This is a genomic window from Nocardia jiangxiensis NBRC 101359 (assembly GCF_000308615.1).
In the GTDB taxonomy this organism is placed as follows: domain Bacteria; phylum Actinomycetota; class Actinomycetes; order Mycobacteriales; family Mycobacteriaceae; genus Nocardia; species Nocardia jiangxiensis.
In genome coordinates, this window is the sequence record NZ_BAGB01000158.1 from 16,940 (window position 1) to 30,628 (window position 13,689).

A 13,689-nucleotide genomic window follows, 5' to 3' on the forward strand; every position below is an offset into this window, starting at 1 on the left:
GGTCGTGGACGCTGGTCGCTGACAATTGGCGGTGGTGGGCAACAAGACTGGGGCGACTCGTCTCGGGTTCAGCCTGTTGCTGAAATTCTTCGAGATCGAGGCCAGTTTCCCGCGCGGTGTCGACGATATTCTGCCGGCCGCGGTGTCGAATGTGGCCGAGCAGGTGAAGGTCGATCCGGGCGAGTTCGTGAAGTATCGGTGGGACGGTCGATCGGTCAAGTATCACCAGGCGCAGGTCCGGGAGGCGTTCGGGTCCCGTGAGTTCATGCGGGCTGACGAGACCCGGTTGACAGTCGCTGGCTGGGGTGTGCCCGAGCTGCGCGACGAGTGGCTGCACGAGGCGCTGCGTTCGCCCTTCTAGTCCTCCTGGCGTCGTGATGCAACGCGGTGAGGGCGCGCTCATCGATTCGCGCAATGCCCCCGAGAGGTCGATTGACGGTCATGTGTCCGAGATCCCGTGGGACCATATTTACGTCGCCTATTTCAGCGGGGCGGCGCTGTGACATATCTGAATACACTATTCCTCTACACCTGGCCCGGATTCGGCGTCGAAGGATCACTCCGATCCATGTCGCCGGTGAGACGCGGCGGCGGCTGAAGGTGACGTTTCCCGATCACATCGAAAGCCATACCCAACGAACAGGTCCTGTGTCTTGGCCAGAACTACCACAAATTTCGTTGAGAGGAGTACGCCATGGTCGATAGTGAATCCGGTCAGCGGCAGTCCGTAGGTGGCGTCCCCGACGCGGCCGGTGCACCGGGAAACTACAGCAACAGCGCGATCACTATGTTGCACAGCGCCGAAGCCCGGCCCGGGACCAAGGATGAACAGGTATTGGCCGCGAAAATATCGCGAGCGATGGCCTCGGGCCCGCTGCACATCACCGAGGATGCCACCGTCGTCGAGATGGATCGTCAAGGCAACACCGTCGTGCTTCGCCAAGGCACCAATGACTGGGTATGCCTGCCCGGCGACGAGAACGAAATCGGCAACGTCCCCATGTGCGCCGACCCTATGGGACTGCAATGGATGCTGGACATGATGGCCGGCAAACCGGCGCCTACCAACACCGCACCCGGCATCATCTATATGCTCTGCGGCGCAACACAACACAGCAACACCGATCCCTCCGACAGAACGAGTCCACCGATACCGATCGGTCCGCACTGGATGATTCTCTGGCCATACGACGCCACACGCGACGGCCTACCGAACACCGTGCGCGATGCCGGCGCCTGGGTGATGTTCGACGGAACACCGTATGCATACCTGCACATCTGCGGGAACCCGTGGGACGGAAACGAATACGTGCGGGGCCAAGTACCCATCTGGACGATGAAATACGGCAACCCGAACGAACCCGCACCCAAATGACCGCCTCGACAGCGGCGCACCGGCACCCCGTCTACCGGAAGCCACCCCAGTAGCTGCTCTTCGCGAGCGGGCATTGCGGTGCATCCGTTCGGGATCTTCACCGATCCATGTCGGCGGCACGCGTATCGGTCCGCCATCGAGGTGAAGTTCGTCCAGGCGCTCGCGGCGTTCGAGATAGGGCAGGTCCATGACCGATTCTGCAGCGTTTTCCAGAACGTCGAACACGAAATAGCGCACCGGCACCGCTGCCCGCAGTGCGGTGGACGGGCGTGTGCCGAGTCGGTGCTGGAGCCGACCGAAGCTCGGCACACCGGTCGCGGGATCCGGCGCGACGATTTCCCCATCGAGCACGAGCCCGACAATGCCGGGAAATGCTTCAGCTAACTCCGGAAACGATAAAGTCACCTCGTGGCCGTTACGGCTCCAGAATCGGGCCCCTGTCCCCGATATCTGTGAAATAGCCTGCATGCCATCCCATTTCATCTCTACCGCCCACGTAGGATCCGGTCCCGGAGGCCGCTTGGAAGCGGTGGCCAGCATCGGCTCCGGGGGAGTGGCACAGCACCAGCATATATTCAGCAATATTCGGCTGTGGAGCCAGTTCTCGGGCTGGTTGCGGGCGCCGAAGGTGGACCGGTTCGAGCCGGTCGCGGCGAAGTACGCCGAGGAGTGGCCGGCGTGGGGGCATCGCAAGATCGCGGCGCTGATGCGCGCCGACGGCTACGAGGTCTCGACTTCGACGGTGCAGCGGGCGCTGCGGCGGCGGGGTTTGTTGTTGCCGCAGGGTATCGGGCGGACCGTAAGTCGTGGGCGATGCTGCGGTGCAAGGTGTTCCATGATCCGCCGACGCAACGTAATCGAGTCTGGCAAACTGATTTCAGCGAATTCGACACCAGCGGTGGTGGGATCTGGCGGAGCTGCGCGGTGATCGACTACGCGACGAAATACTGCCTGGCCATTACCGTGACCCCGACGGCCCGCGGTGCCGACGCGCTGGCGTGTCTGCGGCTCGCGGTCACCGAGGCCGAGCGGATCCTCGGCGTGGACGACCTGCGTGCCGATCGTGGGCTGGCCGAGGTTATCGGGCCGGCCGGGGAGGTGCTCGGCATGGCGCCCGCGCCGATCGCGGTGGTGTCGGACTACGGGCCGTGCTTTCGCGGGGAGGTGTTCGAGACCGTGTTCGCCGGACCGGATCCGCTGCTGCGGCATGTCCGCACCAGGGTGCGATCACACCAGACGAACGGTGTGATCGAAAGGTGGTTCGGCACCTTGAAATACGAGCATCTGTTCCGTGGTGTGATCGCCGACGGTGATGCTCTGGACATGGAGGTTCACCGATTCCGGGTCATCTACAACACGATCAGACCGCACCAGGCGCTCGATGACCGGGTGCCCAGCTCAGCCTTCATAGCTGTGAGCAGCTGAAAACCGCTCGACATGCGGCATGTGCGGATGTTGGGACAATGGCCTCGGATCTCGGAATTCACGCGCTACCAAACCACTTCACTTGACGTACTTCGATTGTTCCGCTTCACTTGAAGTACTTCAATGTCAGAAAGGGCTGTGAGATGCGCCAGAATCCGGCCCGTCGGGCCGCGCTGCTCGATGGCGCCATCGAAGTCCTCGCCCGCGAGGGCGCGCGCGGCCTGACCCAGCGCGCCGTCGACAAGGAGATAGCGGTGCCCATCGGCACCACGTCCAACTACTTCCGCAACCGCGACGACCTCCTCGTCCAGGCCGGCACCCGCGTCTACGAGCGGCTCAGGCCCGCGGAGGACGCGCTCACCGCGACGTTCGACCAAGCACGGGACGCCGCTTCATACGGCACGATGCTGCGGGAGAGCATCCGCAGGGTCGTGGCCTTCCCGTCCGGGCATCTGGCGCTGCTGGAACTCCGACTGGAAGCCACCAGAAGGCCAGAGCTGCGGACACTGCTCACCGAACGGGTCCGCGCCGACATCGACGAGAACGTCACCCGGCACGAGGCTGCGGGCCTGCCCGGGGGCGTAACCGCGGTCCTGCTGATGTACCTCGCCATGAATTGGCTGGTCGTCGAGCAGCTCACACTTCCCGATGTGTTCACCGACGCCGAGCGCGACGAACTGGTCACGCAGGCAGTGGAGCGCATCGTCACTCCATTCTTCACAGCCACGAAGTGACACCCCGCCCGGCCGACCCAGCTAGCCCACCGTCCATGCCAATCGATCAACGAAGGATCTACTTGCGCAAGCTCGTGTACTACATCGCCTCCACTCTCGACGGTTTCATCGCCGGTCCCGACGGCTCCGACCCATCCGGCCCCAGTGGCTTCTGGGTCCCGTCCGAGGACTACCTGCAGCACCTCATCGAGGAGTACCCCGAGACCCTGCCGGGGCCGGCCCGGGCCGCACTCGGTGTCACCGCCGAAGGCGTCCACTTCGACACCGTCATCGAAGGCCGCAAAAGCTATGAGGTCGGCCTCGCGGCCGGCGTGACCGACGCCTACCCCCACCTCAGGCACCTGGTCTTCTCCCGGACACTGACCGAAAGCCCGGACCCCGCTATCGAACTCGTCGCCGATGACCCGGTAGCGACGATACGAGAGCTGAAGCGTTATGGCGGCAAAGACATCTGGCTCGTCGGCGGCGGGGAACTGGCCGGCGCACTCTACGGCGAGATCGACCGCGTGATCGTAAAACTCAGCCCGCTCACCATCGGCACCGGCATACCCCTGTTCGGACGGACCGCAGCCTTCGCGCCCAGCGCCTGGCGACTCATCGACCACACCGTCCTCGAGAGCGGAGCAGCCTTCCTCATCTACGACCGGGGCCCCGGCACTCCACAGCTCTCCAACAAGTAGACACAAGAGAATCGGATCGACGACCCGGCCGCCGACACCCGGCCGGGTCGCTGTAGGCGGTGGTCGATTCGGGTGCGCCCGATACGTCAACCAGCACCCGACCTGAAATCGGCTACCGTTTGCTCTCAGGTGATCTCGCCAGCCGTGGCATCAACCATGTAACCAGCCAGATCCTGCCAAGGACTTGACTCGAGACACGACGTGCAGAATCTCGAACAGCCACCGTCGGCTGCGCTCGGCGGTGACATTCAGCCCTACCCGTGGCGACCGGCACGGTGGTTGGCTGACTCGGTGCACAACGAGGAGTACGGCCGGTAGGCGAACACGAGTGGAGCGCTGGCCCCGGTTTCCCCCCTAGTGAGCAGGGGTATCAGCATGATCGTGCAAAGCGCCTCCGATCCACCGCAGCGTCCCACCGGCCCTCCGGACTCTGGGGTGATCGCGCTGAGTTCGGACGAGTGTCTGACGTTGCTGGCCGGGGTGCGGCTGGGCAGAGTGGTCTACACGCGTGATGTCCTGCCTGCGGTGCGGCCGGTCAATCATGTTGTGCGCGATGGGGAGATCATCATCGGGGCGGGGGCTTCGCCCTGGCTGACCAAGATGGTGCGCGCGAGAGACAAAGCAGTGCTGGGCTACCAGGCCGACCAGATCGACCAGAATTCTCATCACGGCTGGACGGTGCTGGTGGTTGGCTACGCGCAGATCATCGACGATCCGGACCGTATCGCCAAGTACGCCCCTCTCGTGCAGTCCTGGACTCGCACGGTCAACGATGCGCTGATCACGATCGAACCCGACCTCGTCACGGGCATGAGAATCGCCGAGTCCAGCAGCATCTGACCACCGGAATACCGAATCTGAAGTGCGGTGGGGTCCATATGCGGATCCCACCGCACCTGCTCTGAGCTACTCGTCGCCGGCCTCGTTGCGATCGGCCGCCGCGTCGGCGCGGTCATCGAACCCGCTTGTCGATGTTGGCGATTCAGGATCTCGATCGGCCGCCGCACCGATGCGGTCGGCAGATTCGCGATCCATCGGGGTACCGCCTTTACCCATGACGTGTGCTCCCTTCGATATAGGCGGCAGCACCGCACACGGCCGTGCGACCAACGCCTACGGACATGTGGAATGACAGAACGAGGCGCTCGGCACAACCGAGCTGAACCCCTCACCCCGACGTCGGCGAAGCCTGACGACGGTGCATATTGCGTGGCCACTATCCGCGATAGGTCGCCGCCGCCCGTGATCTGGGTGTTGCACCGGTCGGTGCGCGTCCCGATCGACTTGTGCCGTGGTGCGGTGCGGGGAAGCAGCCACACCCTGGCCGGATCGACGATTCTCTGAACTACCTGGTTGTCCGCGTCCTGGCTTTGGAGAGAGTGGTTCAGCTCAACATATGGTGATCAAGGGGAGGCTAATGCAATGCGAAACACCAGGTAGGAGTGCTGGAGTCTCGGGTTCGGAAGCTTTTGGATCCCAGTGCGTTCACGCCGCGATTGCCGACCGGTCCAAACCGGGGCGGGCGCGTCAATTCGACGTTGCCCAGGCGGGGGAATTGATTGCTGGCTATGGGGTGGAGCGCTCGGGTTTTGGTGGGGGTGCGGTTCGGTATCGAGCGGCGGATGGTGAGTGAGATTCTTCATCGGCATCAGGTGCCGATGCGTCGTCGCGGATTCAGGCCCGAGCAGGTTGATGAGGCTGTCCATCTTTACGGGCAGGAATGGCTGGCGTGTCGTACGACGTCGCTCGGTCGGGGTAGTCGGCGATCCGCCGCGTCTGCTCGAAATCGTTGCAGCGCAACGCAATATGGTGGATCGCGCCCGTCGTTCCACCGGACGTGTGGCCTTGGGGAGTCTGCTTACTCGGGTCGTTCCACAATACGTGGATCAAGGCATTGCCCTCGGTGTCGGTCAGCCATGCGCTGCTGTAGCTGATCGACTGTCCCGCCGAGGTCGTGGTGGTCAGGCCAAGCAACTGCTCGTAGAAGGTGCACGTCCCTTCGAGATCGTCGGCAACGATGTTGACGTGGTCAATGGCGCTGACCCGCATGGGCTTATTAGTCCTTTCCGGTCCGAGAATCCTGTGCGCTACTGCGTCGGTCACACCGGGCGCCTGGGTCGCCGGGCTGTCGGAGTGCTCCGTGCTCGAGCAGTGTTCGTGCGGCCGTGAGGCAGTAACGGGTTGTGTCGTGGATGGTTTCGCCGTTGCGTGCTCGGGTGAGCATGGGTATTTCCAGGCCGATGACGGTGTCGGTTGGGGTGGTGTCGAGGATGGCGCTGAGGGGGAGTTCGCCGTCGCTGGGCGGGAGGCGGTTGAGGGTGTCCTCGCGGTAGGTGGCGGCTTGCTGGTGGAGGGTGTGGTCGCTGAGTTGCAGGTAGGCGATGAGGGTGGGGTCGAGGGCGGCGAGGTCTGCGGGGTGGTGGCCGGCACGGATGAAGTGCAGGGTGTCGATGAGCAGTCGGCAGTCCGGTCGCGCGACGGCCGTGATGATCGACAGGGCTGCCGGGAGGTCCGGGATGGTCAGCGAGGGGGCGAATTCCACGACCACCCGCATGTCGCGGGTTGCGGCCATGTCCGTGAGCTGTCCGATCTGATCGACGGTGCGTTGGTGGTCGGTGTCCATGCTGGTGGTGGCGAGGCGGGTGCAGCCGAGTTCCGCGAATATGTCGAGATCTGTTGCACTGTCGCGGATATCGCGTCCTGCCCGGATCACGAATCCTTCGCCGAGGGAGACCGAGATGTCGTTTCGGGTGAGCGCGGTGCGGGTGCGGTGGCGCAGGGCGGGGTCCTCGCGCAGGGAGTAGGGCGGGTAGTGGTGGGGGTTGTCGGGTGTGCCCGTGAGTGCGAGGCCGATGTACCGGCAGCCGAGATCTGCTGCGAGGTGGACGAATTCGACCGGAGGTAGGCCGAACACGGTCTGGAATTCGATGCCGAGCCGGTCGGCGGTGGTGGCGGGATTTGTCGAGTGAGTTTGGGGCACAGCGTTTTCCTGTGTTGTCTGCGGTGGTCAGTGCCGAGGTGTGCTCATGGCCAGGACGGCGCTGCGGCGGTCGAGTGAGCCGAATGGTGACCCGCCGACAGGGTTGTCGCTGCCGTGGATCCAGGTGGGGCCCTCGGCGAGATGGTCGAGTGCTTGCTCGGCGACGTCGTGGGGGTCGGCCAGGACACGGTCGCCCGGGTCCATGGTGCGGTGCAGCGAGGGGGTGTCGGTGGCGCCCAGGACCAGGGACAGGACGTCGACGCCGCGGTCGCGCCATTCGGCCCACAGGCCTTCGCCGAGGATGAGGTCGAAGGCTTTGGTGGCGCCGTACGAGGACAGCGTGCGGCCACCGGCCCACGCCGCGCCGGAGGTGATCAGGACTACGGCACCGCGGCCGCGGGTGACCATGGGGCCGCCGAAGCGGTAGGCGGCTTCGAGCACGCCGAGGCAGTTGCGGTGGACGAGGGCGCGGTGATCGTCGAGGGTGCGGTCGAGGAATTCGGCGTTGCGGGTGTCCGCGCCCGCGTTGTAGATCAGGACCCCGATCTCGAGGTCGGCGGTGGCCTGTTCCAGGTCGGCGATCGCGGTGTCGAGGGCGAGGTCCAACGCGACCGTGCGCACCTGCACGGAATGTTTCACGGCGACGGCCTCGGCGCACTCGTTGAGGACCGCGATACGGCGGGCGACCAGGACGAGGTTCACCCCGCGCGCGGCAAGGCTGTGGGCGAAGGCGGCGCCGACTCCGTCGGAGCCGCCGGCGATCACAGCCCAGGAACCGTAGGTGCTGGCAAAATCGGTCACGATTGTCGTCCTTTCGAGCGAGCGGCCGCAGCCGCTTGCTCATGAGTGGGCAGGTTATCGGGCAGGGGAGGGCGCCAGCATCTCGCGGTGTTCGGCGGTGCCGTCGAGGTTGGCGTTGATGCGCTCGGCGACGCGCCAGCCGTCGGGGGTGCGGACCCAGGTCCAGGTGTTGGCCGAGACGCGGGCGACCCAGAACCGGTCGGCGGTGGGATCCCAGCGGATGTTCAGGGCGTAGCTGCGCCCGGTGGCCCGGTCACCGTCGATCTCGATGTGCGGCGCGGTGAGCACATGCGCGCATCCGTTGTGGATCAGGCTCTGGTGCCCAGGGCCGTGGACCATCGCGCTGATGTCGGCGCGGCCGTGCATGGTCCGTTGTGGAACGGCGGCGAAAAGGCCGTCCTCGGTCCACAATTCGGCGGCGAACTCGCCGGAGCCGCTGTCCACCGCGGGCCCGTAACCGGCGACCAGTTGACCGATTTCCCGGTGGTCCTCCAGCTCTTGGACGCGTTCGGTCAGCGCCGCGACCGCGGCACGCAGGTCTTCGATTTCACTCATCGGTGCTCCTGGGTTTTTCAGGGGATGACGACGATGCGGGCCGGGCCGGCGGCGTCGCGTGCGGCGTCCAGTGCCGCGGGGACCTCGTCGAGCCCGACCGTGCGGCCCAGCATCGGGGTCACGTCCAGTCGTCCGGAGCAGACCGCCTCGAACGCGTCGTCCCAGTGCGTCGGCAGTGGACCGCCGCCGAACTGGATGTTCAGGCCCTTGCGTTTCGCGGTCAGGGTATTGAGACGTTCACCGCCGGGCGGCCCGCCGACCGAATAGATCCGGGTACCGCGCTGACAGCCGGTGATGATCGAATTCAGCACCCCGGGCACACCCACGCATTCGAACACCACGCAGCCGGGCCCACCGCTGGCCGCGACCAGTGCCGACATCGATTGTGCGGCAGCGCCGGCGACATCACGCCACGCGTGAAAGGGGGCCACCTCGGCGGGGTCGACGAGGATGTCCGCGCCCATCGCCCGCGCGGTCTCGCGGCGCGACGCCACGAAATCCACCGCCACGATCGGCCCGACGCCGAGTGCGGACAGATGCGCGATCACCGATAGACCGATCGCACCGCAGCCGATGACCAGCGGCACCTCCCGGGCGGTCACCTGCGCGCGAGCGGCAGCGAACCAGCCCACCGAGATCGCGTCGGCGATACAGACGATCTCGCTGGGCAGCTCCGAGCTCACCGTCCGGGCCAGCGCCTCGTCCAGCAGCAGATATTCACCGAACCCGCCCGGAGCATCCGGATTCTGTCCGATGATCCTGCGCCCGTGGGCAGTACGCAGGATCGGTAGTGAGCCGACTCGGGTCCCGAGCGGGACGCGCCTGTCGCAGTCGGGGCCGTAATCGACGACCTCCGCGCAGTATTCGTGACCCATCACGATGTCGACGTCCTGGTCGTAGGTCGCCATACCGCTGTCGTCGTCGGCGCCTGCCTCCGGATGATCCATGAAATGCAGGTCCGAGGCACAGATTCCGCATGCCAGCGACCGCACCAGCAACTGCCCCGGACCCGGCACCGGATCGTCGATCACCCGCGTCTCGACCCGGCCGCCACGCAATACCGCCGCACGCATCGTCGCTTCCCTTCCTACGGAACCATCTGTCCCGCCAGACACGACGATAACCACACACCGACGAGATACGGAAGATACTCTCCTATAACTTATAGGAGTAGCCACTCCGTAATATGCCCTATGAGCTGCTGCTTGTACCGAAAACTCCGGAGTATTACGGTAGAGCCCATGCCGTATCAGCAACAGGTTGGTCGCCCGCGGGACACCAGCATCGATGAACGGGCCCTCGCCGCCACACGCGCCCTGCTCGTCGAGCGCGGATTCGAAGCCACCACCATGGCCGCGATCGCGGAGCGGGCCGGCGTGCACGCCTCCGCGTTGTATCGGCGCTGGCCCTCACGCATCGAAGCGATCGAAGACGCCGCCTTCCCGGCGGCCGCACCCGTCGAGGTCGCTCCCACCGGAGACCTGCGCCGCGACCTGCGTCGATTCATCCGCATCTACATCGCCGTATTCGGCGAACCCGCCGCCCGGGTCGCGGCCGCAGGTTTGCTCGCCCACCACCGCACCTCCGACAAACCCGGCGCCCCCTCGGTCTACCTGCGCGTCTCTTCCCGACCCCAATTCCGCGCCATCATCGCCGCCGCCCCGACCGGCAGCGTCGACCCCATTGTCGACCCCGACGACGTCTTCGACATGCTGCTCGGCGCGATCTGGACCCGCGTCGTCCTGTTCACCGTCACCACCCGCCAGCGCCCGATCGAACGCACCGTCGACATGGTGCTCCGCATACTCAGACCGGCCCCACCCGCCATGTCGAAGCGTTCATGAGCCCGAATCCAACCAGCACGGCAACTTGCGCGATTGCGCCGCCCGGCCGCACGGCCCTGCTCCACCGACTTGTAACCCCCAGCCCCACCCCTCCGGGATGGGGCTGGGTTGTTGTTCGATGCGGCGACGTGTGGCGGCGTCTACTGGTTATGGGAGCGTCCTCAACTGTTCGTACGGCAGACGCGGGCACGTCCGGAGCTACCCCGTAGGCCGTGCGTGGTCGAGTCGCCGCATACCCGCTGACGCAACCAGCACGCCAGGTCTATCCGAGACCTCACCGTCGGCTCCAAGATCCGGTCGGCGGCGCACCGCACGTGGTACCAGAGCCGATCGCGCGGACCGATCGGCGGCTGGCCGGGGCCGACGAAGGCGATCACCACAGCCTCGGCCGTATCCCCGCGCGAGTGGCCCCGGCCTGTGCGTCACCCGTTCCGCGATCCACTCGCCACATGTCCACGTGGTGAAACGACGTTTCGCAGAAGTAACGACATGGCAAGGGTATTGCGGATTCCCGATTGGTCGGGCATGCTGCACTGTACCCAAAAGTGTATTCATTTTGGAGGCGACTTGACTACGCGGTGTGCGCCGGTGACTGATCCAGTCTCGATGCCGAACTTCCGGCACGCGGGACCCGAGGTTCACGTTGACAATTCGGCGGCCGATCCGAGGAGGACGGTGCACCCGTCGGGTTCGTGCCGGATCTCGATCCGGCGGCGGCTCGAGACGGCCAGCGGCGATTCGAAAGGCCGATCCGTTGAAGTCGTCCGTGGTGCGCTGGTGGGGCAGCTGGACCGGCTGATGCCGATGGATCTTGATAGTCGGGCTCGAATCATGGGCCGGCACAACACCGGTCGCCGCGGATTGCCAAGCGCCGGTCGGGCCCGGTCGCTCGCCCGCCGAGCGGCTCCCGCAGGCGCGTTCACCGGCCGCGGGTATCCGGCAACGGAGGGACGCGGTCGGCCCGGAGACCGACCTGGACAGTGCTCGCGCCCGCGCCGAGCACGGTAATGCTGTCGAGCGCGCCAATGGTGTCGGCCAAGCCCTGCGCGCCGAAATAGCGACCGGCGTCGCGGCGGGTCTCGTCGCTGATGAAATTGTTCGACGGCGCCCCTATGGTCTCCGTCGTTGCCATATTTGTTCCGGAACGTGCGTCCATACCTGGAGGACATGCGCTCCGGACCTTTGCCGACCCGAAATTGCCGGAGAAAGCCGATCTTTTCCGCGAGAACCGAAAGAGTTGTTGACATCAGCGTGATCGAGGTAATAATGTCGTTCAAAGCGCGCCCTGGGCCACCGCCCGGGAGCGTCATCACATTTATATCCCGTCATATTAATCGCAACAGTTTCCTCGAGGGCTGCGACGCCCTGGCCCAAGCCCACGGCGGAGAGATATGTGCACCCCGGGAAGAGATCCAGGAGAAAATCCTGGCCCTTCCTGAACACCTGGTGGTGACCTCGACGGAAATCTGCCGGGTAGCCGCCGAAGATCTCGGTCGTGATGGATCGGGAAATACGAGAAAGAAAAGAGATGAGGGGTTATCCATAGCATCTCCCGGGCCACCGGGCCACGGTGATCGCCACCTCGGCCATTGCCGCCAAGGCCGGCCCCGCGCTGCCAGGGTGGCGAAGTGACCGCATGCGGCCAGACACGCCCGCGTATCGGAGGAATGCGCCGCCACGCCGCGGCTGCGGTGCGATGAAAAACGGCTGGCCGCCGCGGCGATGCATTCGCGAAACCTGCAACCCCCGGTAGGAACATACCGATAGCCTAAAGCTCTCCGTATCGACGTCTCAATCGCTATTCTTTACTGTATACAGTTGTGAACACAGTTCGGGGTATTGCTATCCGTACCCGGACTTTCGAAAATTCTGGAGGCGTTATGCCGACCCTGCCCGCGCAGCATTCCGATGCCGATGAAAACTACAACGCGCACCCGGTGCCTTCCACCGCTCGACTCGGCCGCTGGCAAGTCACCATGTCGTACTGGTCCTTGCTCTCGGCGATGGTCTGGCTGTTCTACGGCGCCCTCGCTGCGAGTTTGTACGGAACCCGCGACGCGATGATTGCCATTGCGCTGTCGACCGTGGTGTTCGCGCTGGCGAACATCGTGATGACACGACTGGGAATTCGCCACGGCGTCAATTCGACGCTATTGACGAAATCCCTGTTCGGACGGTGGGGATCTTTGCTCACCGCCCTGCTCGTTGCGGCCACCGTGCTCTACTACGCGGTATTCGAGTCGAGCACCCTGGCGGTCGCCTTCCGGAGCTACGTCAAGCACGGTGACATCCGGCTGTGGTATGCCGTGATCGTCGTCGTGATGCTGCCGCTCATGCTCGGCAGCGTCCAGTCGTGGATGGCCAAGCTCAACGGTGTCCTGCTGCCGTTCTACCTCGTCGGTCTCGTCTCCATCCTGATCGCGGCGGGCGTGAAGTTCGGCCACGGCTCGCACTGGCTCAGCTTCTCCGGAGTCGTTCCCGCCGAAGGTCGTTCGTTTCCCGGCTGGATTCTCTGCTTCGTGCTCTACATGGGCATCTACATCACCATGCCGACGACGATCGACTTTGCGCGATTCGCCCGGCGCGAGGACGAGAAGTTCCACGAGGTCGTCACCTTCGGATGGGTGTTCTACCTGCTGCTGTTCATCCTCAACGGCTTCGCCGGAATCTATCTGGTGCAGCTGGTGCTGCCCACCGAGCCGGCCTCGGAAACCGGTGTGGTGCAGGCTATTCTGGCCAGCCTGGGATGGATCGGCCTGCTGTTCATCGTCATCTCGCAGACGCGGGTGAACACCCTGAACTACTACCAGTCGAGCACGAATTTCGAGCGGATCCTCAGCACGGTCACCTCGGTCCGACTGCCTCGCTTCGTCTGGGTGACCGCCGTCGCCGTCGTCGTCTTTCTCATGATGCTCACCGATGTCTTCAGTTATCTGCAGACCGCGCTGAACTGGCAGGGCGTGCTCGTCATCGGATGGGTCGGTGTGGTTTTGACGCATTTCGCGTTCAGTAGGCGAGACCGGCGGTTCGGCCCGGTGGTCGACGAGAGCATGCCGCGCATCGGCTGGGGCCTGATCGCCTGGATCGTGCCTTCGATCGTCGGCATCCTGCTGCTGGAAGTGTCATCGGTGCCGGCGGCCGCCAGGCAGTCGGCACAGTTGATCGTCCTTGTTCTCTCGGTAGTGCTCTACACGGTGACCTATCTGCTGACCCGCCGGGCCGATGACGCGGCAACTGCCGCGCGGGTCGACGGCGCCGAAGTGCCCTCGGCCGTCCACTGAATCATCAGCGGCCT

Annotated in this window: 15 protein-coding genes and 1 pseudogene; 9 read left to right on the forward strand and 7 right to left on the reverse strand. The window is 64.8% G+C overall.

The features are described from left to right. Window positions 1-34: 34 nt before the first annotated feature. Together ON40_RS37395 and ON40_RS55080 are read left to right on the forward strand one after the other, a co-directional pair. Window positions 35-361, forward strand: coding sequence for a DUF4158 domain-containing protein (locus ON40_RS37395; protein WP_157186680.1), 327 nt, complete (start codon window positions 35-37; stop codon window positions 359-361). A gap of 333 nt (window positions 362-694) precedes the next feature. Continuing rightward, on the forward strand, window positions 695-1,375 hold the full coding sequence (locus ON40_RS55080; protein WP_051194170.1) for a hypothetical protein: 681 nt from the start codon (window positions 695-697) through the stop codon (window positions 1,373-1,375). A gap of 156 nt (window positions 1,376-1,531) precedes the next feature. Here ON40_RS55080 and ON40_RS56350 read toward each other — a convergent pair. Further along, window positions 1,532-1,915, reverse strand: a pseudogene (locus ON40_RS56350) (ATP-dependent DNA ligase); the annotation flags it as partial. On the opposite strand from ON40_RS56350, the gene ON40_RS55085 reads away from it, so the two are divergent. The 5 genes from ON40_RS55085 (at window position 1,896) to ON40_RS37435 (ending at window position 5,054) form a co-directional block, all read left to right on the forward strand. Further along, on the forward strand, window positions 1,896-2,303 hold the full coding sequence (locus ON40_RS55085; RefSeq protein WP_040830098.1) for an IS3 family transposase: 408 nt from the start codon (window positions 1,896-1,898) through the stop codon (window positions 2,301-2,303). The pseudogene ON40_RS56350 and the gene ON40_RS55085 overlap by 20 nt on opposite strands. After that, on the forward strand, window positions 2,300-2,800 hold the full coding sequence (locus tag ON40_RS48775; protein ID WP_051194171.1) for an integrase core domain-containing protein: 501 nt from the start codon (window positions 2,300-2,302) through the stop codon (window positions 2,798-2,800). Before ON40_RS55085 ends, ON40_RS48775 begins: the two co-directional genes overlap by 4 nt. A gap of 143 nt (window positions 2,801-2,943) precedes the next feature. Next, window positions 2,944-3,534, forward strand: coding sequence for a TetR/AcrR family transcriptional regulator (locus ON40_RS37425; RefSeq protein WP_040830130.1), 591 nt, complete (start codon window positions 2,944-2,946; stop codon window positions 3,532-3,534). A gap of 62 nt (window positions 3,535-3,596) precedes the next feature. Continuing rightward, a complete protein-coding gene (locus tag ON40_RS37430) occupies window positions 3,597-4,214 on the forward strand; it encodes a dihydrofolate reductase family protein (RefSeq protein ID WP_040830099.1) in 618 nt (205 codons plus the stop codon). Window positions 4,215-4,649: 435 nt separating this feature from the next. Continuing rightward, window positions 4,650-5,054 (forward strand): pyridoxamine 5'-phosphate oxidase family protein, encoded by a 405-nt coding sequence (locus ON40_RS37435; RefSeq protein WP_051194172.1) that lies wholly within the window; start codon window positions 4,650-4,652, stop codon window positions 5,052-5,054. Between the two features lie 834 nt (window positions 5,055-5,888). Here ON40_RS37435 and ON40_RS37440 read toward each other — a convergent pair. The 5 genes from ON40_RS37440 to ON40_RS37460 are packed head-to-tail and all read right to left on the reverse strand — an operon-like array spanning window position 5,889 to window position 9,623. Beyond that, window positions 5,889-6,263 (reverse strand): VOC family protein, encoded by a 375-nt coding sequence (locus tag ON40_RS37440; RefSeq protein WP_051194173.1) that lies wholly within the window; start codon window positions 6,261-6,263, stop codon window positions 5,889-5,891. 7 nt (window positions 6,264-6,270) lie between these two features. Continuing rightward, entirely contained in the window at window positions 6,271-7,194 is a 924-nt protein-coding gene (locus ON40_RS37445) for a sugar phosphate isomerase/epimerase family protein (protein ID WP_083896212.1), read from the reverse strand. Between the two features lie 27 nt (window positions 7,195-7,221). Beyond that, the gene (locus tag ON40_RS37450; protein ID WP_245568164.1) at window positions 7,222-7,995 is read right to left on the reverse strand and encodes an SDR family NAD(P)-dependent oxidoreductase; all 774 of its coding nucleotides are present in this window, start codon (window positions 7,993-7,995) and stop codon (window positions 7,222-7,224) included. 54 nt (window positions 7,996-8,049) lie between these two features. Continuing rightward, window positions 8,050-8,550: a nuclear transport factor 2 family protein gene (locus ON40_RS37455; protein WP_040830102.1), complete on the reverse strand. Its 501-nt coding sequence runs from the start codon at window positions 8,548-8,550 to the stop codon at window positions 8,050-8,052. A 17-nt stretch (window positions 8,551-8,567) separates the two neighbouring features. Further along, window positions 8,568-9,623 (reverse strand): zinc-binding dehydrogenase, encoded by a 1,056-nt coding sequence (locus tag ON40_RS37460; RefSeq protein WP_040830103.1) that lies wholly within the window; start codon window positions 9,621-9,623, stop codon window positions 8,568-8,570. A 168-nt stretch (window positions 9,624-9,791) separates the two neighbouring features. On the opposite strand from ON40_RS37460, the gene ON40_RS37465 reads away from it, so the two are divergent. Further along, complete coding sequence (locus ON40_RS37465) at window positions 9,792-10,394, forward strand: TetR/AcrR family transcriptional regulator (protein WP_040830104.1); 603 nt, start codon at window positions 9,792-9,794, stop codon at window positions 10,392-10,394. 919 nt (window positions 10,395-11,313) lie between these two features. Here ON40_RS37465 and ON40_RS37470 read toward each other — a convergent pair. Further along, entirely contained in the window at window positions 11,314-11,526 is a 213-nt protein-coding gene (locus ON40_RS37470) for a hypothetical protein (RefSeq protein WP_040830105.1), read from the reverse strand. Between the two features lie 748 nt (window positions 11,527-12,274). Between ON40_RS37470 and ON40_RS37475 the strand changes: the two genes are divergently transcribed. After that, window positions 12,275-13,675 carry a purine-cytosine permease family protein gene (locus ON40_RS37475; protein ID WP_051194174.1) on the forward strand — a complete coding sequence of 467 codons (1,401 nt, stop codon included), beginning with the start codon at window positions 12,275-12,277 and terminating at the stop codon, window positions 13,673-13,675. Window positions 13,676-13,689 lie beyond the last annotated feature (14 nt).

Coding starts and splice junctions, on each gene's coding strand:
- ON40_RS55080 (WP_051194170.1), top strand. CDS start 695: ATGGTCGATAGTGAATCCGGTCAGCGGCAGTCCGTAGGTGGCGTCCCC.
- ON40_RS37425 (WP_040830130.1), top strand. CDS start 2,944: ATGCGCCAGAATCCGGCCCGTCGGGCCGCGCTGCTCGATGGCGCCATC.
- ON40_RS37440 (WP_051194173.1), bottom strand. CDS start 6,263: ATGCGGGTCAGCGCCATTGACCACGTCAACATCGTTGCCGACGATCTC.
- ON40_RS37455 (WP_040830102.1), bottom strand. CDS start 8,550: ATGAGTGAAATCGAAGACCTGCGTGCCGCGGTCGCGGCGCTGACCGAA.
- ON40_RS37460 (WP_040830103.1), bottom strand. CDS start 9,623: ATGCGTGCGGCGGTATTGCGTGGCGGCCGGGTCGAGACGCGGGTGATC.
- ON40_RS37465 (WP_040830104.1), top strand. CDS start 9,792: ATGCCGTATCAGCAACAGGTTGGTCGCCCGCGGGACACCAGCATCGAT.
- ON40_RS37470 (WP_040830105.1), bottom strand. CDS start 11,526: ATGGCAACGACGGAGACCATAGGGGCGCCGTCGAACAATTTCATCAGC.
- ON40_RS37475 (WP_051194174.1), top strand. CDS start 12,275: ATGCCGACCCTGCCCGCGCAGCATTCCGATGCCGATGAAAACTACAAC.